The organism is Bacteroidales bacterium (assembly GCA_035299085.1).
Taxonomy (GTDB): domain Bacteria; phylum Bacteroidota; class Bacteroidia; order Bacteroidales; family UBA10428; genus UBA5072.
The window spans coordinates 21,502-40,095 of the sequence record DATGXG010000046.1; the positions used below are offsets into that span (position 1 = coordinate 21,502).

General features: G+C 43.2%; 14 protein-coding genes. 5 read left to right on the forward strand and 9 right to left on the reverse strand.

Features of this window, described 5'->3' with window-relative positions; all coding sequences use genetic code 11:
- Positions 1-41: 41 nt before the first annotated feature.
- Both VK179_15390 and VK179_15395 read right to left on the reverse strand, forming a co-directional pair.
- A complete protein-coding gene (locus VK179_15390) occupies positions 42-533 on the reverse strand; it encodes a hypothetical protein (GenBank protein HLO60132.1) in 492 nt (163 codons plus the stop codon).
- Between the two features lie 473 nt (positions 534-1,006).
- Complete coding sequence (locus VK179_15395) at positions 1,007-2,329, reverse strand: T9SS type A sorting domain-containing protein (protein HLO60133.1); 1,323 nt, start codon at positions 2,327-2,329, stop codon at positions 1,007-1,009.
- Between the two features lie 788 nt (positions 2,330-3,117).
- Between VK179_15395 and VK179_15400 the strand changes: the two genes are divergently transcribed.
- From VK179_15400 to VK179_15410, 3 genes are all read left to right on the forward strand, one after another.
- Positions 3,118-3,657 carry a cupin domain-containing protein gene (locus VK179_15400; GenBank protein HLO60134.1) on the forward strand — a complete coding sequence of 180 codons (540 nt, stop codon included), beginning with the start codon at positions 3,118-3,120 and terminating at the stop codon, positions 3,655-3,657.
- Positions 3,658-4,174: 517 nt separating this feature from the next.
- On the forward strand, positions 4,175-5,014 hold the full coding sequence (locus VK179_15405) for an MBL fold metallo-hydrolase (protein HLO60135.1): 840 nt from the start codon (positions 4,175-4,177) through the stop codon (positions 5,012-5,014).
- 308 nt (positions 5,015-5,322) lie between these two features.
- Positions 5,323-6,234 carry a GyrI-like domain-containing protein gene (locus VK179_15410; protein ID HLO60136.1) on the forward strand — a complete coding sequence of 304 codons (912 nt, stop codon included), beginning with the start codon at positions 5,323-5,325 and terminating at the stop codon, positions 6,232-6,234.
- A gap of 209 nt (positions 6,235-6,443) precedes the next feature.
- Here VK179_15410 and VK179_15415 read toward each other — a convergent pair whose 3' ends face one another.
- The 4 genes from VK179_15415 to VK179_15430 all read right to left on the reverse strand — a co-directional run bounded on the left by VK179_15415 (position 6,444) and on the right by VK179_15430 (position 11,186).
- On the reverse strand, positions 6,444-9,164 hold the full coding sequence (locus VK179_15415; GenBank protein ID HLO60137.1) for a TonB-dependent receptor plug domain-containing protein: 2,721 nt from the start codon (positions 9,162-9,164) through the stop codon (positions 6,444-6,446).
- A gap of 101 nt (positions 9,165-9,265) precedes the next feature.
- Entirely contained in the window at positions 9,266-9,799 is a 534-nt protein-coding gene (locus tag VK179_15420) for a hypothetical protein (GenBank protein HLO60138.1), read from the reverse strand.
- Between the two features lie 217 nt (positions 9,800-10,016).
- Positions 10,017-10,355 carry a TfoX/Sxy family protein gene (locus tag VK179_15425; GenBank protein HLO60139.1) on the reverse strand — a complete coding sequence of 113 codons (339 nt, stop codon included), beginning with the start codon at positions 10,353-10,355 and terminating at the stop codon, positions 10,017-10,019.
- A 108-nt stretch (positions 10,356-10,463) separates the two neighbouring features.
- Positions 10,464-11,186 carry a ThuA domain-containing protein gene (locus VK179_15430; protein HLO60140.1) on the reverse strand — a complete coding sequence of 241 codons (723 nt, stop codon included), beginning with the start codon at positions 11,184-11,186 and terminating at the stop codon, positions 10,464-10,466.
- A gap of 502 nt (positions 11,187-11,688) precedes the next feature.
- Between VK179_15430 and VK179_15435 the strand changes: the two genes are divergently transcribed.
- Together VK179_15435 and VK179_15440 are read left to right on the forward strand one after the other, a co-directional pair.
- The gene (locus VK179_15435; protein ID HLO60141.1) at positions 11,689-13,326 is read left to right on the forward strand and encodes a hypothetical protein; all 1,638 of its coding nucleotides are present in this window, start codon (positions 11,689-11,691) and stop codon (positions 13,324-13,326) included.
- 9 nt (positions 13,327-13,335) lie between these two features.
- On the forward strand, positions 13,336-14,502 hold the full coding sequence (locus tag VK179_15440; protein ID HLO60142.1) for a radical SAM protein: 1,167 nt from the start codon (positions 13,336-13,338) through the stop codon (positions 14,500-14,502).
- Between the two features lie 96 nt (positions 14,503-14,598).
- Here VK179_15440 and VK179_15445 read toward each other — a convergent pair whose 3' ends face one another.
- The 3 genes from VK179_15445 to VK179_15455 all read right to left on the reverse strand — a co-directional run bounded on the left by VK179_15445 (position 14,599) and on the right by VK179_15455 (position 18,419).
- Complete coding sequence (locus tag VK179_15445; protein ID HLO60143.1) at positions 14,599-14,757, reverse strand: hypothetical protein; 159 nt, start codon at positions 14,755-14,757, stop codon at positions 14,599-14,601.
- A gap of 245 nt (positions 14,758-15,002) precedes the next feature.
- Positions 15,003-17,558, reverse strand: a complete 2,556-nt coding sequence (locus tag VK179_15450) for a T9SS type A sorting domain-containing protein (GenBank protein ID HLO60144.1) — start codon at positions 17,556-17,558, stop codon at positions 15,003-15,005.
- Positions 17,559-17,834: 276 nt separating this feature from the next.
- A complete protein-coding gene (locus VK179_15455) occupies positions 17,835-18,419 on the reverse strand; it encodes a hypothetical protein (GenBank protein ID HLO60145.1) in 585 nt (194 codons plus the stop codon).
- Positions 18,420-18,594: the final 175 nt, after the last annotated feature.

Consider the following 18,594-nt stretch of genomic DNA (forward strand, 5'->3'; position numbering starts at 1 on the left):
AAAAAGAATGAAGTGGGGCTTGGGGTGAAACCCCAATAAAATCAATCCTCATCCTCAAACCTCTCCCCGTCCCACGGAATATCATCATCCGGATCCTTATCAAAAGGCCCCACACCAGGAGGATTGAAAAGACCCCAGCGGTCGATAATGTAATTCCATTTATCGAAACCGGCCACCCAGTCGATGAACAGAAGCCTGAATTCCTCGATGAGCTCTCTTACCGTAAGATAATACTCCACCTCCTTAAATCCATATTGTTTCAATGAATGATAGCTGATCACCAGGTCATGAGCCGATCTTCTTATAAAGGTGGCTGCCTCCATTTTAATAGAATAGAGTGTATCACCCGCGGTTCCGGCCAGTTTAGAGGTTATCGTCAGGGAATGGCCCAGCAATTCTTCTTTTAGAAATTGCAGCTGTTTATTATCTTCAGGCAACAGGTCACAAATTCGTTGAACCATATCCCTGATTTCTTCGGCCTTTATAAAAATGGGTAGTGTGGTGGGATCAATCGGGAGGTCTTCGTCTTCCATAAGTTTGGGTTTAAAGGTTTAACAATAACTGGTTTGCAGGATAAATGTAGGAAAAATGTTTGAGGTTATGTTACTGATTCCCGCCAGATTATAACAAAGCCACGAATGCCCTGATTGAAGACAAATAATAATACTGAAATCCGAAATTTAACCACGAATGCACGAATTAAAGACGAATTGTTTTATTAAAACTAATGGCACGAATGGCTGAAAGCGTTGCTTTCAGGGGGTGTACCAGTGATGATGTTGGTTCGTTTATCAATGAATGAGGGACATTGCGATTCAGAGAGATAACTTTTGCCAATGCGTTCTTCCCCTCTCTTTCAGAGCCTGTCCCGCTTCGCGGGAAGAGGGGCAGGGGTGAGGTGTAATAAGTGCTGGTGGACACGAATGACTGAAAGCGTTGCTTTCAGGAGGTGTGCCTGTGACTAGAGCACTGCCTGATTTTGGCCAAAGGCATTTAAACTAAGCCATTATTTCACCAGTATTTTGTCTGTATAAGTTCTTCCATCAAAATTGACCTTACAGATATACAATCCTTTCGGAATGGTTTCAAGGGAAACTAAAGATCCATTTCTCACTTTACCGGAAAAAACTGTCGTGCCACGTAAATCGATCAATGAAACAAATACGTCCTTTTCATTTCCGCCATTTACACGAACCGTTAACCCCGAAGTTACCGGGTTTGGATAAAGAAATAATTGCATATCCTGAATTTCAGGATTTTCAGTGTTGACAATCATTTCAGGATAAAAATTATAATACCTGTATGAGAATGCTTCTTCATCCCCAATAAAATTGGAACTAATAGTCAGATCGTAATTATCTTTTTCTATATACTGATACCGGTCATTTTTAACCCATTGTTCCTCTTGCCAGTAATACCCGAGCGATTCTGTCAGTGTATCATTAATGTAAGAGGTCTCAGATTTGTCCTGGTTTATCCATAAACCGGATGGCATATCCCATTTATAACTAATTCCTCCAATCCGCAAATTGTCTTCATTATAAAAGTAAATCTGTTTATATGTACTGGTCCTGTCTGTAAACAGAACCGGCATAGTAGTCAATCTTTCGGTCAGATTGCCTTTTGTGTCATATGTTAATACAATTTTATTACTTTGTTTCCATTCCCGTGAAGATTGATCCCAGTCGAAATGATTATCAAGAATGATATGCCCCACAGAATCATAGGTTATGAGTTCCTTATGCTCATTATTCCAGGTACTGTCAGATGGATTGATATTAAAATAAAAATAACCGGTCACCCATTTATTTTCATTGTAATTGGTTTGGGTTTTATCGTCTAACATCCATATCGAATCAGCCTTATTCCAGGTATAATGTAATGTCACACTTGCAGTATCTGAATGGGAGGTTATTAATTTCCATTCATATACCCATTGAACCGATAGCATGTCCCAGCCGCTGTATTCGAAATAAACCCTTCTGTTTTGTTGATCATAGGCTTTTATTTCCCTGAACACATTATACCATTGTGTAAGTGTATCATTCCAGTAATATACATAAGTTAAAGTATTGTTTCCGTTTGGATCAAATTCATTGATTACTTTAAACGAATTTACCCATTTACTGTTGGGCCTGTCATAATTTTGAAAAAGCACAGAATCAGGAGAACGGTCTTCATTTTCTTCTTTGATAAGGATTTCAGCCTGGTTCCTGGCTGATTCTAAATGAATAAATTTCTTGGGGTACTTTGAATCCTGAATTTTCTGGGCCTGAAGAATTGAAAGTTGAAGGATAATGGTAATGGCCAATGTGTAAAGACTTTTCATAAAACCGGGTTGATAAAACTTTTTTTAAATATAAAATTTTAACCTTGAATAAAAGAAAAGTTTTTCATTGAAAGCTAATGGACTGGCTGCCTATGGCGGCGACTTGCGGCGTTGGTTCTAGTGGAGGCGCATATTTCTCACAGAATTTCTCGCAGAGACACGGAGACGGAGAGGAACCGCCGATAGCGGTTTAAAAACAAAGCCACGAATGCACCGATTGAAGACAAATAATAATACTGAAATCCAAAAATTTAACCACGAATGCACTAATTGAAGACGAATTTTTTATTAAAACTAATGGCACGAATAGCTGAAAGCATTGCTTTCAGGGGGTGTGCCTGTGACTAAAGCACTGCCTGATTCAAGGCACCGTGGGGTGGCCGTGACAAAACGAGGAGGGCGATCAGGGTGTGAATGACGCAAGGCTGGAATTTCTTATAAGCGAGCTTGCGTCCGGTTATTAGAAATTCCTGCCTTGCGGCAGAGCGGGCGGGGGTCGTTTTGTCTTGACTTTTCTTGCTTCGTTCTTTTTGTCAAGAAAAAGAATGAAGTGGGGCTTGGGGTGAAACCCCAATAAAAAGTTACCCCATCACCCCCTCTCCATCCCATGGAATATCATCATCCAGATGGTAATAGCCTGCAGTGCTAATTTCTCGCAGAGGCGCAGAGTAACCGCCTGTAGCGGTTTTAAAGACTAAGCCCCGAATGCGCAGATCGTGAAACATTTAATATCGCTCATTGTTATAGCCATGTTAAAATTCTCCAGGAATAAATTAATCTCTTCAAAAATGAAAAGGACAATCGTAAATCCCATCATTAAAGACATTTTAACCTTCCTGCAGACAGATGAAGAATCAAATGGAAAAATAACTGAAGCTGAAATTACCCTTATGCCGGGAGGAGGAAATCCTCTGCATTACCATAAAACGTATTCTGAAACTTTTACTGCAATTAACGGAGAACTGGGTTTAAAATTAGGGAAAGAAACAAAGATCCTGAATGCAGGAGAATCATACACGGTTACTCCCATGTCACTGCATAGATTCTATAATCCAACCGACAAAGAGATTAAATTCAATGTTAAAGTAAGACCAGGACATACCGGGTTTGAAAATTCATTGAGGATAATTTATGGGTTGGCTGCCGATGGCCTTACCGATAATAAATCGGTTCCCAAAAGTTTAAAGCATACGGCAATTGTTGTATGCATGAGTGATATGAATATCCCCGGAATGTTATCACTGCTATTTCCTCTTTTAAAACGTATTTCAGATAAGGCAATAAAAAACGGCGAACAACAAAAGCTAATCGACAAATATTGTAATTAGATCGAACCTCGAATACACGCCCGGTTACGAGTAAAAATTTAATCGCAAAGGATTTGTTATCAATTGAGAAACAATGTCCGATTCCTACGTTCATAGATTATTTTCAGTAAGAAACCTACCGTTTTACGCAAAGAGCGCTAAGGGCTCAAACCTTCGGTTTTCGCAGAGGCACCTCTTCTCAAACCGCTGGCGGAATTCCACTTTATAACCACGAATGCACGAATTGAAGACGAATTATTTTATTTAAACTAATGGCACGAATGGCTGAAAGCGTTGCTTTCAGGGGGTGTACCAGTGCTGATGTTGGTTCGTTTATCAATGAATGAGGGACATTGCGATTCAGAGAGATAACTTTTGCCAATGCGTTCTTCCCCTCTCTTTCAGAGTCTGTCCCGCTTCGGCGGGAAGAGGGGCAGGGGTGAGGTGTTTGCATAGGAGGCTCATGTGCTTATAGTTTTTTTATAGATTTGCAGTCAATACCCTCCGGCCGTAACCCCCTTAACAAATAAACACTGCTATGAAACTCACAGAAAACCTTCACCTGCTGCAGATCGATTTTGAAATCGCATTAAGCCCGGATAAAAAACTGCCACGATTTGTCAATGTATTGATTATCCTTGGAGATAAAATAACCCTTATCGATACAGGCGTAAAAGGAAGTGAACAGAAAATAGTTGATTATATCCGGAGTATCAACAGGAACGCCTCAGAAATCGGGACTGTTATTTTATCTCATTCCCATCCCGATCATATCGGCTGTGCCGCGAGGATCAAGGAAATAACCGGCTGCAAGGTTATGGCCCATGCCGCGGAAAGGGAATGGATTGAAAACATTGAAGTGCAAATGCAACAGCGTCCTGTACCCGGGTTCCTTAACCTGGTGGACAGAAATGTTGTTATTGATGAATTTATTCCGGATCATCAGGAAATAAAGATAAAACAAAATTGCACCTTACGATTTATTCATGCTCCCGGACATTCCGCCGGGTCGCTGAATATTTTGTTCAAAGAAGACCGGATCCTGTTTACAGCGGATTCTGTTCCGTTGAAAAACGATATTCCCAATTACGACAATTACCGCGATCTCATGCAATCGCTGGAGGCAATCCGGAATAACGACCAATACGATATGCTGCTGACGTCCTGGACTCCTCCCGTGAGAAATAAAACCGCAATCTCCAGATTGCTGGAAGAAGGCGAAGAATACATGAGAAGCGTCGACAGGGCGGTGAAAAGTTGCTATAAAGGCAAAACTGATGAATTTCCGGTTTCATGCCAGTGTGCGGTGGAGAAACTGGGGCTTCCGGCGTTTATGGCAAACCCGATTGTGGACAGGGCGTTTAAAAGCAATTTCTGAGGAAGGTTTCTCGCAGAATTTCTCGCAGATGCGCGGAGACGCAGAGGAACCGCCGATGGCGGTTTAAAAAATTTAACCACGAATGCACTAATTAAAGACAAATAGAATTCCACTTTATAACCACGAATGCACGAATTAAAGACGAAGTAATTTATTAAAACTAATGGCACGAATGGCTGAAAGCATTGCTTTCAGGGGGTGTGCCTGTGATTAAAGCACTGCCTGATTCAAAGCACCGCGGGTTGGCCGTGACAAAACGAGGAGAAAAGAAAAAATTCCTACCTTTCCCCCTTTCATCCCCACACTCCATGAACGCCTATCAGAAAGAATACATTCACCGGATTAACAAGGTAATCGATTATATCGAAGAACATATTGACGAGGAACTGTCGCTTGAAATCCTTTCATCGGTTGCCAGTTTTTCACCGTTTCATTTTCACCGGATCTTTGCCGCCTTTGTGGGTGAAACGCTGTATGATTTTATTAAACGACTGCGTATTGAAAAGGCGGCCAGCCTATTGATCAATGATCCCGATATACCTGTTTCGGAAGTTGCCGTGATATGCGGATTCAACAGCACCTCCGTTTTCTGCCGGAATTTTAAGGACAGGTTCAGGATCAGCGCCGGCGAATTTCGCAAAAGTTGGAGTAAAGACAGCAAGAATCGTCAATCGCTCAGCAAGAACAGTAAATTGTCAGAAATGACCATGGACTATGTTTGTGAAAACAATTTAAACATCAGTACCATGAAAGACAATTTTCAAATCAAAGACATGCCGGCAATGGACGTTCTGTATTGCCGCCACACCGGCAGGTTCGACCAGATCGGCCAGGCGTATGAGAAATTATTCAGATGGGCAGGTCCCCGCGGATTGCTGCAATTCCCGGAAACAAAGGGATTGACGTATTATCATGATGATCCGAAGGTTACCGATGCGGAAAAGATCCGCCAGAGTGCCTGTATCACTGTTAAAGGTGATGTAAAAACCGAGGGGGAAATAGGTAAAATGAAGATTCCCGGCGGTAAGTATGTTGTCGGCGAATTCGAGATTTTTACCCATGAATTCCAGCAGGCATGGGATTCAACCTGTGTGTGGCTCTCCCAGAGCGGTTATCAGCCGGCCGATGCATGCCCGTATGAGTTGTATCACAACAACGGCGAACTCGATCCGCAGAAGAAGTTCAGGGTGGATATTTGTATACCGGTGAAGGCTTTGTAACTATTAACAACTAATTATTAGCCACTAAGGCACAAAGGCACTAAGATTGGTTGAGTCTAATACGCTTAAAGGCACAAAGGCGCCCTGCGGCGCTTTCTGCCTTAGGCGGTTTCCCGCAGAGGTGCGGAGACGCAGAGTTACAGCCTGCGGCAGTTTGAAAATTTAACACGAAGAACACTAGGAACACTTAGAGCACAAAGGCAGTAATTCTACAACCTAACCTCTATACTGAATGTGTAAATCTTCGGCGGATAGGCCCGGATCACATCCTGGTGCCATCCGTTTGATTCCATTTCTATTTCAGGATCAACACCGTCATAACCGGAAATGGTGAATAAACGCTGAGCACTCATGTTGAGTGAAATTTCACTTAAGTGCAGGTATTGGCATATGCGGGGATTCAGATTATATCCCAGGCTTACATAGTTCAACCTCAGAAAACCACCATTAGCTACATATCTGTCCGAGCCAAGGTTATTGGCAGGATGGCCCTTGTAAGCCCTGTGAATAAGATCCGTTCCCTGTCCCTCTACCTTCCACCGGTTAATGACTTCTCTGCTCTGGTTATTTAAGGAAACCATTCCTTCGGATTCAAGGGCAGCCAGTCTCATTACTTTGTAACCTGACCGGAAATGGAAATTGCCTGTGAGGGACAGATTTTTATATTTCACCGTACTTCCGAATCCGCCTGTGAATTTGGGATAAGAATTCCCAAGGTAAACGACATCATTTTCATTGATTATTCCGTCATAATTCAAATCCTTATATTTTACATCGCCGGCCTGGAAATTCTTATGGTTGCCCCGGTAATCATACCGGTTAATGCCCGGTTCACCCAGGTTATTATAAATAATATCACCGTTGCGATCATGCGCTATGACATCGTCACCGGTGGCATATAAGCCCTCATATTTCAAACCATATATTTCACTCCGGGGGGTATTATCATCAATTCTGCCCAGAAATTTTCCGTTTTCAAGCATTCCGGTAGTCATAATTTCAGGCACTTTAACATACTGCGAGTTATTATGAGCCAGGTTAACATTAACCTGCCATTTTACATTTCTGGTTTTTATTAATTCATCATCAATCATTACCTCCCAGCCTCTGCTTCTGCTTTTTGATTCAGCAACAAAACCGGTTTCTATAATATCCTGGCTGTAGAATTTACTGTAAAATTCAGCAGTGAAACGTACCCGGTTACTGAAGGTGCCCAGGTGAATGCCGGAATTAAAGGTTCTCACGTGTACAGGGGTTTGATGCCACGTAGAAATCATTTGATAAAACCTGAACGGAAAATAATCCGCATAGCTCAAACCGGAATAAATCATTGCTTCTGGCAAATGCAATGCTTTTAAAAAAGGTTCATCAGAAAAACGCCATCCGGCTGAAATACCAAAATGTTTGTCCCAAATATCCTGATCATTATACAGCGATTCAATCCTGGTATTGACATTCAGCATATATCGGTTCTGATACCTGTACATTAATGAAGAACTGACCGAGTTTCTGCTGTAATCATGTTTATCATCAAACGGAGGATTATACCCTGTTTTATTAATCATGTATTGATTGATGTATGAGAGGGTTCCACTCAGTTCATTCCTTTCTTCATTTTTAAAAGGTATCTTAAACAAAGCCTGGACTTCATTCCGGTACTGTTTGGAGAACTGATCAAAGTGGCTATTTATAACATCAAACGGCTCTGAATCGTTGAAGATCGCTTTTCTTGGCAGATAATTGCTATAGTCTGCTGATGATCTCAACCAGGTAAATATTTCGGCGAAACGAAGCCATCCGGTTAAGGCATAGTGTAACCGGACGGTTGCCATGAAATCATTCTGTTTGTTGCCTGAATTCCCCAGTTCGGATACTGCTACGGGATTAAAATAAGATAAGCCAGGGCCCTGGTAATTCTGAGAAGGGACAAAATAATCCCCTGTTCGGTTACCTGATGAATCATATTCCCAAATGCTCATATTGGGGGCTTTTATGAAGGCCATTTCCAGGATATCCATATCGTACATGCTTACGTTGACATCATACTTGTTAAAAGCGTTGCTTAATTGCAATGATGCCGTCAGTTTATCGGTGAAGTAACGTTCATAGAACATTCTTCCGAGAAATCTATTGTAACCGCTGTTGATCAATGAACCTTTTTGATCGAGGAAATTCATGGAGCCATAATACCGGCTCTTTTTATTTCCCCCGCTGATGTTCAAGAAATGGTTCGTGGCAGCACCTCTTTGGGTAACTGCTTTAACCCAGTCAGTGTTGGCCGAGTAATTATAAAAACCTGAATAATCTCTGTCATACGAAATTTCAGGGGGTATTTCAAATACCCCTTCGGCATTATGCCAGGCCTCCAGCTGGTACATGATATATTCATCCCCACTGAGCATTGGCATATAAGAAGGTTTTTGCACCAGGCTCTGATTAAACTGGTAAGAAAGGTGCATCTTTTGTGGGCCTCCTTTTTTCGTTTCAATCAGGATCGCCCCGTTTGCTCCTTCCGCACCAAATTGAGAAACCGCAGAGCCGTCTTTCAGAATTTCGATTGACGCAATATCTTTTAAAGACACAGGAATTAAACACCTTGGTTCTTCACTGGCCGGAACGAAAGGTCGATCAATTTGTTCCGGTGACCACCAGGGTATTCCGTCAATCACTATGAGAGGAGTATTAATTCCGTTATGACTTAGTCCTCTTAAAATCATTTGAGCATTTCTTCCCGGGTCGCCTGATGATGCAATGATATCCAGTCCGCTGACCCGGCCCTGAAGAAAATCGGAGACTGTAATCTCATTAGTCACATTGAGGGAATCCGGGTAGATTTTGTAATTCTGGGCTGCCAGATGGTTGCCTGTATAAAATGCAGGAACCAGGATCAGCATGTTAAGAAGGCGTTTCCTGAAATGGGTGAAATGCATAGCGCGAACTATTTATCAGAATTGGGTAGATAAATTTGGGAATTTTTTCAATTGGGTGATGCGTTTTCCCGCGGATTTTCCCGATGGCTGCCTGCGGCAGTTTATAAAAACCTCCTCATTTTACCCAGCTGAATGTCCATGCCGAGGCCGTAAAAGGAGTGGCGGAAATTGAGGTTGGTGAATGCCCTCAGCTGGAGGCCGGCAATCGGGCCTAAATTCAAGCTTACAGCTGCTTCAACGGGCAGACCGATGGTGGCAAAGTGTTCGGTTTCCTGCTCGGTAATTTCTCCGTAGAATAAGCCTAACCCTGATGAAATGGAAACATGTCCGGATTTACATTCCCGGTTGGTTATTCCCAACAAAAAGTTAAACGCATGGTAATGGTTTTGGCGATCAAATAGCCCGAGTTCGGTATGTTCGCTGTCGAAGATATCCATGTACTGGACTTCCGACAATACCCGGTTATACTGGAATTTTAAAGCCAGGTCCACCCCGGCAGTCCGGTCGAATAACACAGGCCTTACCCGGTATGCTCCGCCTTCGATCCAGGCGTTGATCACCGGAATGTCCACATAATCCTGGGCTACCATAGGGGCGCACAGGCATAATAACAGAATAAAGAATTTCAAACGCATTTGATGCGGTTTTCTATTTATACGCAAAAATCGGAGAACCGGTTAAGGTTTGATGTTTGGACTTTTTCTGATTTTATTCTTACAGGTTTCTCGCTTTGCTCGAAATGACAATTTGCACTGTATTAAAATGGGAAGGATGGGGCGGCGGAGCCGCCCCATCCTTCCCCATATTTTAATGATCGTGATGTCATTCCGACTGAAAGGAGGAACCTAATTATTATTTCCTCTTCTTCGAAGCCTTTGCTTTTTTATTATAATCCAGGCAGAGGCTGATCCAGTATTCGAAGTCTTTTTCGGATCTCATGCCGGTATCATCGATAAGCACATAGCCGATCATCGGGCGTTTGGTGAAATCCATCGTACGGCAGCCTCTTTTTTCAACCAGTTCATTGTGGATTCCAGGATCGATGCGGCACATCATTTCATCCTTGATGACACCCACACACATCTTACCATTGTACATGAATACGATTCCGCCCATCATTTCTTTTTCTTCCATGTTTGGTAAAACGGCCATGCGGGCGCGGATGCGGTCGGCGAGGGAGTGGTTGTACATTTTTTAGCTGTTAAGGGGTTTAGGGGTTTAGGGGTTCAGAAGGTCAGACGAAGTCGGAGACTTCGCCTAGCACAGCAACCAATCACCAGTCACCAGTCACTGAAATCGTCAATCGTAAATCGTAAATTGAATTGCCTGCCACAACAGCCTCCTGAAATTTGCATTCCGGAAGGCGATTTCATTGTGCCCCGACTGCAACGTTACAACACGGGCTTTGCCATATTGTTTTGTCCAGCCGATGATGCCGGTACTACCGGGGGTATCCGTTGTAATCAGCGTGATTATTCCGGGTTGTACGTAGAAATTATCGTACGTCTCATCCACCATGGTGAAATCAGGGATACCCCGGGTAACCGGATGATTCTTATCTTTTACCACCAGGTGGACAGGCACGTCATGCTGATAGGAGGATTCACCATAGATATGCCCGTCGATTGTATCTTTCCGGTGAAAATACCGTCCACCGGTGATATTCACATATTCATCCCAGTCGTCGAAAGCACAGATGCTGTGATGCAGCACAACAAGGGGTTTTCCTTCCTTAATGCAGGCTGAAAGATCGGCAGCCTGTTCCGCAGTAATATCCTGCCACATATGGTAAAATACGACCACATCATATTCATCACGGTGCTCTTTTTTGAACAGGTCAAAGGCACCCGGTAATTCGGCAACCCTATGGGTTATCTTGCCGGGCAGGCTGTCGAACATTCCATTGAATGCACTGATATTGTAATCGTGTCCGCCAGTAATCACCAGCACCCGCGGAGCAGGTGACTGACCTGAAGCAATACCTGAAAGCATGATGAGAAGTAAAAAAATTGTGTTTTTCATGGTGTGGGGATGTTGATCAAAGGTAAGAAGAAATGTTTGAGGTTTGAAGTTTGATGTATGGCGTTCAGACGAAGTCACAGACTTCGCCTAGCAAGTTGATCAGGTCAGGTGAAGTCACAGACTTCACCTGGCACTTCTGTTTAACGGTAAGACGAAGTCGGAGACTTCGCCTGGCATGGGGTTGAATGCAATCCGCGCTAGCGGATTAATGTGAGTAGCGCCGGCTGAAAGCCGGTGTTATTGGCATTCATGGTTTCACAGCCGCGTTAGCGGTTGAATTTGAACATAAAGAAACTTTTTTAACACAGCGGTATTCAACCGTTGTTTTTCATATTCAACCACTCCGTGGTTATAAGTCCGTGTATATAAAACATTCGATTACACCGGCTTTCAGCCGGCGCTATTCAAATTCAACCACTCCGTGGTTCAAATGCATTTTGAAACGGTATTGACAAAGCGCTGATTTTTTTGTACCTTTAGATTAATCCCTAATCCCAATCCCATGAACAATTTTATAAGATCAGCCAGGATCAGTCGTTTTATTGCGGCAATGCTGATTGTGTCTTTCCTGAACCTGATGAACGGGTGTTATTTCTACAAGGTTGTTCCTGCTGAAGATCCTCCCGAAGTCACTATGCAAAATCTAAGCAAGAAGTTCAATTTTTACATTTTGCACTCGGACGACCAGGTAAAACATATTTTTAATATCTCAGTGGATACCATAAAAATATCAGGAACTCTGGAAGATCTTTCAGGACATATATTTTACAAAACAGCACATCAACCAAAACCGAACCGTTACCGAAGAAACGAATCTGCCGTTAATGATGAAGTTCACATCTATGCATCAGGATTGGAACTTAAGAACGGGAGCTTTGATATTCCACTAAAATCTATTCAGAAAATTGAGGTGTATGATCCTGCAACCGGGCTGACAGTGGCTTCCTGGGTATTTTCCTTTATGGTAGTCGGGGCCTCAATCGCCGGAATCATTTCACTCATTATTTTGCTTACCAAGGAATCCTGTCCTTTTGTTTATACTTTTGATGGCAATAACTATTCCTTCACAGGTGAAATTTTTAGCGGGGCCACGCAACCGGGGATTGAAAGAGAAGATTATTTGCCCCTGCAAAAGCTCTATGATAAGGACGGCTTTTATTCTGTCAAAATCTCCAATAAAATAAAAGAAATACAGCATATTAACCTGGCGGAGCTTGTTGCTATAGACCACCCGGCAGATGTTTCTGTACTTGTAGACAAAAATGGCCGGCTGCAGACATTTCATGCTCCTGTGAAACCTTTGTCGTGTATTAATGCAGGAGGAATCAATATTCTGCCTCTCATAAATTCGCGGGATTCTCTTTTCTATACAGGCGATCCAAAAATGATAAGTGACAAAGGAATCGAGGAAGTTATTCTTACGTTCAACCGCCCTGCTTCAGCTGATTCCGCAAAACTCATTGTCAGAGCAAAAAATGACTTCTGGCTTGAAACGGTAATTGCCCGCTTTCATGATATGTTCGGGGATGCTTACACAGAGTTTTCAAAAAAACAGGAAAAGGCATCCGGAGAGGAACTCAGAAAATGGATGTCGGATCAGCATATTCCCCTTACTGTTTATGTAGAAAAGGAAGGTCAGTGGGTTTTGATCGACTATTTCAACATTGCAGGTCCCATGGCTTTCAAAGATGACATCCTGGCATTCAACTTGGACGGAATAAAATCGGATACACTAACAATAAAGTTGGATTATGGATTTCTCTTCTGGGATATCGATTACGCAGGAATCGATTTTACACATAACTCCCAGGTTACCATTTCTGAATGCCCTTTGATGACAGCAACAGATGAAAACGGAATTGACAGGAAGCAGGCGTTAAGTGTGGCTGATACCAACTATTATGACCAGGAAATAATAGGGAATGAAGTGAATTTAACCTTTGAAAAACCTGCTAAAGCGAATCAGGCAAGAACCCTGTTACTACATAGTAAAGGATATTACAAAATCCTCAGGAATCCTCAGGGGAAACCACAGACTGAAGCGTTGAGGGAATTCAGAAAAGCAGACCGGTTGCCCGGTTATTCGCATCAGCTTTATCTCAAAACAATTAGTGACCAGAGCCTTTCCTTAACCCATTAATCACTCGCATTGAACGTCAATTCAAATAGAATAGCAAGCGGATTCAGGGCCCGGATCGTCCGGACCCTGATCCGGTTGTCCATTTTCAGAATGACGCTTGTCCTTTTTAAAAATCCTTTGCGCGCCTACAGGGTGCTTCAACAAATCAAAAAAAGAAGGGCACGTATCTTCGGAACAGCCTATATTAAGCGGTATATCCGATCCGGAGGTAAATACTATTTTTCCGATACAATACCCGGCTGGCCTTCCCGTTCTTTTACTTCTTTTGTGAAAGCTGAAATTGATCGGGTGATTCATACAGAAAAGGGAAATCTTCCTATACACACTGTGATTTTTGCCATAACCAACCGGTGTTATCTTCGGTGCAGTCATTGCTATGAATGGGAGAATATTTCAGCAACCGATGCATTGTCTTTAGCACAACTCATGAAGATCATGAAGGATTTGTATGAAATGAAGGTTCATCACATCCAGTTAAGTGGCGGCGAGCCACTGGCCCGTTTTGATGACCTCCTGCAGATTTTACAGTCATCTCCGGGCGGTGTGGATTTCTGGATACTGACATCAGGGTTTGGACTCACTGAAGAAAAAGCCCGGATGTTAAAGGAGTCGGGACTGGTGGGTGCCGACATCAGCCTGGACCACTGGGATGAAGATCTGCACAATGAATTCCGAAGGAATGAAAAATCGTTCGATTGGGCCAGAGAGGCCGTCCTGAATTGCGGTAAATATGGTATTTTAACCAGCCTGTCGATTTGTATGACACGCTCGTTCGTGAATGAGGACAATCTGCATGTATATCTTGAACTGGCAAAAGAATGGGGTGTAGGCATGATCCGGTTACTTGAACCTCGGGCAACCGGCCGATATTCCGGTCTTGATGTGGGTTTGTCCCCGGAGCAAACAGAGATGGCAGAACAGTTTTTTGTTGAAGTCAATTCATCAAATAAATACAGAAAATACCCGGTTCTGATGTATCCCGGATATCACCAGAGGCGGGTTGGGTGCCTCGGTGCAGGCAACCGGTATTTCTACATTGATTCAATCGGCGATATCCATGCTTGTCCCTTCTGCAGGCGAAAAGCCGGGAACGCTGTGAGGGGTAAAATTGAACCGGCGCTTGAACTGCTGACGGAAAGAGGATGCCATGAGTTTGCAATGAATGTGGGAGATTGATTTCTCGCCATGACAGAACCAGCATGACTTCGACACTTAGGAAGCTCAGTAACCACAAGCTCAGTCATGCTGAGAACATCCAAAATCCGGCATCTTCTATTTTCCAATCCACTTCGCAATGGCATCGGCCAGTTCCTGTCTTACTTCGGGATAGCGATGGGTTGTGTTAAAGGCTTCTATTGAAATGCCTGTGGCGCCGAGTGAATGTAATTTGCGGTAGAGGGGCAGCACATTTTCTTCCATCAGGGTTGTCATGTCGTACCAGCCGGTTATAAACAGGATTTTCCGGTACGATAGAGACGGTAGGGACAGTGGGGACCAAGGGACTAACCAGTTACCAGAATTCAGTATTTACGATTCTAGATTTACGATTTACGAGTAGAAAACCCGGAAACAGATTGGCTAATCGTAAATCGTCAAATCGCAAATCGCATGAGTAAAATGTCTCTGCCGTGCGTTCTTCCCCTCTCCTGGCAGGAGAGGGGGCAGGGGGTGAGGTGTTACTTCACAATTTTAAATTCAGCCTGCTTGTCATCAGCCTGCAGGCTGATGAAATAGAGGCCGGAAGTGAATGACCCGGTATTGATTCGGATGTTTTTCAGGCCTGAAAACTGCTGTTGGAGCATTAACCGGCCTGACAGATCAGTAATGGTTAATTTAACCAGGGCGTATTCTTCCTTAAGGTCGATTCTAAGCTCATCGGTTACCGGGTTTGGATAATACACAAGCCCGGGCACATCATAATCGCTGCTGGCGGTAATAGTTATGGGGATGCAGTTACTGGTGACAGCACATCCGTCCTTCGTTAACCGCACCGCATATAACCCTGTGACCACCGGTGTATACATCTGATCAGTGGCCCCTTCGATATCCAGTCCCGATGTACATACCAGCCATTGGTACGATGCATCTTCCACTGCTGCTTTCATTGTTCCGGAAATGGTTTCCACCGTGTTGTCGATTTTAATCACCGTGAGATTGATGGTGATGTTACTGTCACAGCCTGCAGAATTGGGAATGGTTTCTTGATAGGTACCCGATGTTTCCAATAACTGCCCTCCGGGTGAGACGTAGCTTTCGCATGCCGTTTCATTCAGTACTGCAAATGATCTGTTTTTAATATCAAGGTTAACGATCATCAACGAATCAAAACCTTCGGCATTGGGAATGGTATCATAATAAACCCCGTCATTATACCAGGTGTATTTTTTGCTTGGGGATACCAGGGAATCGCAGGCGCTCAGCCATATTGTATTTTCAGTGTCATAAGTGCCCGGCAAATTGAATAAGTAATATTCATAATCTGGGTAGCCCCAGGGAATAATATGGTGGCCATCCACCTTAATAACGGGATTTTCCACGTTGGCTCCCATATCAAGGATTTCACATTTATAGGTGCCCGAATCCACATAAACGGTATCCTGAAAACCATGGGCTTTGGTTACGATTGCTGCTGTATCATACCAAATTCTATTGGTAACCGTATCCGTTATTTTCAGCACCAGCAGTTCATCTTCATCATAATCGTATGGAAGAATCCTTGAGGATATTGTAATCATAAGCGAGTCCTTGCTTTGTGCAACCTGCTTAACCGGTTTCGGAGAAAAATCGGTGACATACCCGTATTTTGCTCCGGAAGATGCACCACCGCTAATGATACCCAGTTGGAACCCGGCAACATTGTTTTCAAGAGTGACCGTTTCTCCGGGTTTAATGTAATTACTCATAAATGAAAGTACATCCGGAGTTTTTTTAAGAACCAGCCATGCAGAATCACTTGTTGGTTCAAATGAATAGCCGGGTACAGAAATCCAGCCCTGAGATGGGGTTGTAAGGATAAACGCATCCACGGTATTAATCTGGTAGAAATTGGTGACATTCCTGACTGCAAGATTTAGTTGAAAACCATCAGAAACATTGGGTGAACGGGTAAAAGCAATTTTTTCAGAACCTGCACTGTTATCAACAGAAGGAATTAATGCGGCACCGGTTTCTCCTCCAAAGCCCGTTACATGGGTAATATAAACAGGTTTGGATGCCAGTACATGAAGGGATGTGGTCTCAACCGGATAATTGAACACTTGTCCGGCTAATGCGATTGTAGCTACTGAAACTCCATTGACAGCAATATCCGTATTGGGTTCGGTAGATGTTATGAAGATCCTGTCTCCTCCGTCAGCCGGGCAATTAGGGGCAGAAATAGTTGTGAGCTGTCCTTTTACAATGACATATTCTTTACCAATATGGTTTACCGGTACCAGTTGATCTCCGATTATATCAAATGAAAGAGATGTGGTGCAGGTTGTATTGGCCGCATTCTTCTTGGTTATTGAATCGTCGTACCAGGTAATCACTATGTCTTTATCCGATTTAACAGGAACGCCGTTAATGTGACGGTTAGCAGCGGTTGCAGCAGCCCTGAAGGCAAACGTCTCGCCGGCATTGAGCACAAGCACTAAGGAATCGCCCGGGTTGGTATCAAAATAATACCAATCGTCATTCGGGTACACCACAATACGGGTGTTGTTTTTAGTGGCAGCGATCACAAATCCGCTCCATGCGGTTCCACCGTAAGTTCCATTGGGAAAAAAATTCTGAGTGGAAACAAAAAAGTTCTTCCCCATGGCATTACGGCCTTTGAGGGTGAACAGCTCGCGGTTATAGGGGTTATCGAGATCATAAATCACTGAGATCTTACCTCCGGAAGAGCTGATTTTGAACGCCTTTTTCTGAGCATTTCCGGGTGTTAACGGTAAAGCCTGCGGGTAATTTTCAATCTGGTCGATCGTGGTGCAGGTATCGAGCCGGATTGACCTTCTTTCATTTTTATTCAGTGAGAAGGTAATTGGTAAAAACGAAACATTGGCAGGTTGTGAAACAGTTACTGTTGTAGTTTCCTGAGCAGTAATATGCAGGATAACAGGAGCCCCGTTCTGTAAAGGTGTTCCGTGAACGTTTGAAACATCGGGTGCGGCGAACCAGAATACAGTATCGGTTTGTGAATAAAGGGCGAAGGATTGGAGGAACAACAATAAGAGGACGATTGTGGGTTTCATGGTTTTTGTGCAAATGGTTTTATGGGTTGAAGGACCATAGGGACTATCAGTCTTTGGATTTCGCGGTAGGACGAAGTCGGAGACTTCGCCCAGCTATGAGGACGATTGCGGGTTTCATGGTTTTTGTGTGATGGTCTCATTATTTACGATTTTAGATTTACGATTTACGAATTGAAAACCAATCGTAAATCGTAAATCGTTATATCGTAAATTTAGCTCTAAGCCTTAATCCCTTATTACTTAAATTGCTAATAGTGTAATAGTCTAATAGCCGTATTATTTCTTCTTCTTTTTTCCTACTTCTTCCGGAGGTGTAACGCCGGTAGCTGCATCGTATTTTTCCTGGGCTATGTCGAGTGCGGCCTGGGCGGTCTTGAGTCCATCACCGGCTGTCTTTTTACCTGTTTTCCCTTTGCTTAAGTTGGCATCACCGGTTGTTGCCTTGGTGGTGGCGACTTTTAGGCGGGTATCCAATGCCTTGGTATCGGCTTTGTATTTTGTATCGAGCGCCTTGAGATCCGCTTTGGCCTGGGTGGCTTCGGCTTTATCTTTTGAAGCGGTTGCCTTGGCTAGTGCTTTTTGTTTGGCTGCGTATTCCTTATCCAGAGCCTTCCGCTCGGTGGCTATGGCTTTGGTTTCGGTTTTGGATTCGTTCAATAGTTCAGTACCTTTTGCAATCAATGAATCAGCAACAGCAAGTGCCTTTTCATTCTTTGCTACATTCTTTTTAGCCGTGGCCAAACCAGTTTCGGCCTTTTTTATTTCGGCAGCTTTTTTATCTGCCTGGGCATTTACAGCACCGCTGATCAGAAACAAAGCCATGGTCAGGCTTAAGTAAAACCGTAAAGTAAAATTTTTCATAATCTATTTGAATTAATTTCCATTACAACTCCTTTTATGGCGGGATACATGGGAGGATTTAATTCTTGTACGTATTTCATGTTTAAATGTTTTATTGATGTATTGATGATTGAGATAGTTGGCCGAAAATCATTTTTTTATGCGCAAAGTCATGGATAATATCCATATTTTACGT

What these genes read in the sequence shown, in the direction of transcription:
- VK179_15390 (HLO60132.1), bottom strand. Translation starts at nt 533, where the DNA reads ATGGAAGACGAAGACCTCCCGATTGATCCCACCACACTACCCATTTTT.
- VK179_15395 (HLO60133.1), bottom strand. Translation starts at nt 2,329, where the DNA reads ATGAAAAGTCTTTACACATTGGCCATTACCATTATCCTTCAACTTTCA.
- VK179_15400 (HLO60134.1), top strand. Translation starts at nt 3,118, where the DNA reads ATGAAAAGGACAATCGTAAATCCCATCATTAAAGACATTTTAACCTTC.
- VK179_15405 (HLO60135.1), top strand. Translation starts at nt 4,175, where the DNA reads ATGAAACTCACAGAAAACCTTCACCTGCTGCAGATCGATTTTGAAATC.
- VK179_15410 (HLO60136.1), top strand. Translation starts at nt 5,323, where the DNA reads ATGAACGCCTATCAGAAAGAATACATTCACCGGATTAACAAGGTAATC.
- VK179_15415 (HLO60137.1), bottom strand. Translation starts at nt 9,164, where the DNA reads ATGCATTTCACCCATTTCAGGAAACGCCTTCTTAACATGCTGATCCTG.
- VK179_15420 (HLO60138.1), bottom strand. Translation starts at nt 9,799, where the DNA reads ATGCGTTTGAAATTCTTTATTCTGTTATTATGCCTGTGCGCCCCTATG.
- VK179_15425 (HLO60139.1), bottom strand. Translation starts at nt 10,355, where the DNA reads ATGTACAACCACTCCCTCGCCGACCGCATCCGCGCCCGCATGGCCGTT.
- VK179_15430 (HLO60140.1), bottom strand. Translation starts at nt 11,186, where the DNA reads ATGAAAAACACAATTTTTTTACTTCTCATCATGCTTTCAGGTATTGCT.
- VK179_15435 (HLO60141.1), top strand. Translation starts at nt 11,689, where the DNA reads ATGAACAATTTTATAAGATCAGCCAGGATCAGTCGTTTTATTGCGGCA.
- VK179_15445 (HLO60143.1), bottom strand. Translation starts at nt 14,757, where the DNA reads ATGACAACCCTGATGGAAGAAAATGTGCTGCCCCTCTACCGCAAATTA.
- VK179_15450 (HLO60144.1), bottom strand. Translation starts at nt 17,558, where the DNA reads ATGAAACCCACAATCGTCCTCTTATTGTTGTTCCTCCAATCCTTCGCC.
- VK179_15455 (HLO60145.1), bottom strand. Translation starts at nt 18,419, where the DNA reads ATGAAAAATTTTACTTTACGGTTTTACTTAAGCCTGACCATGGCTTTG.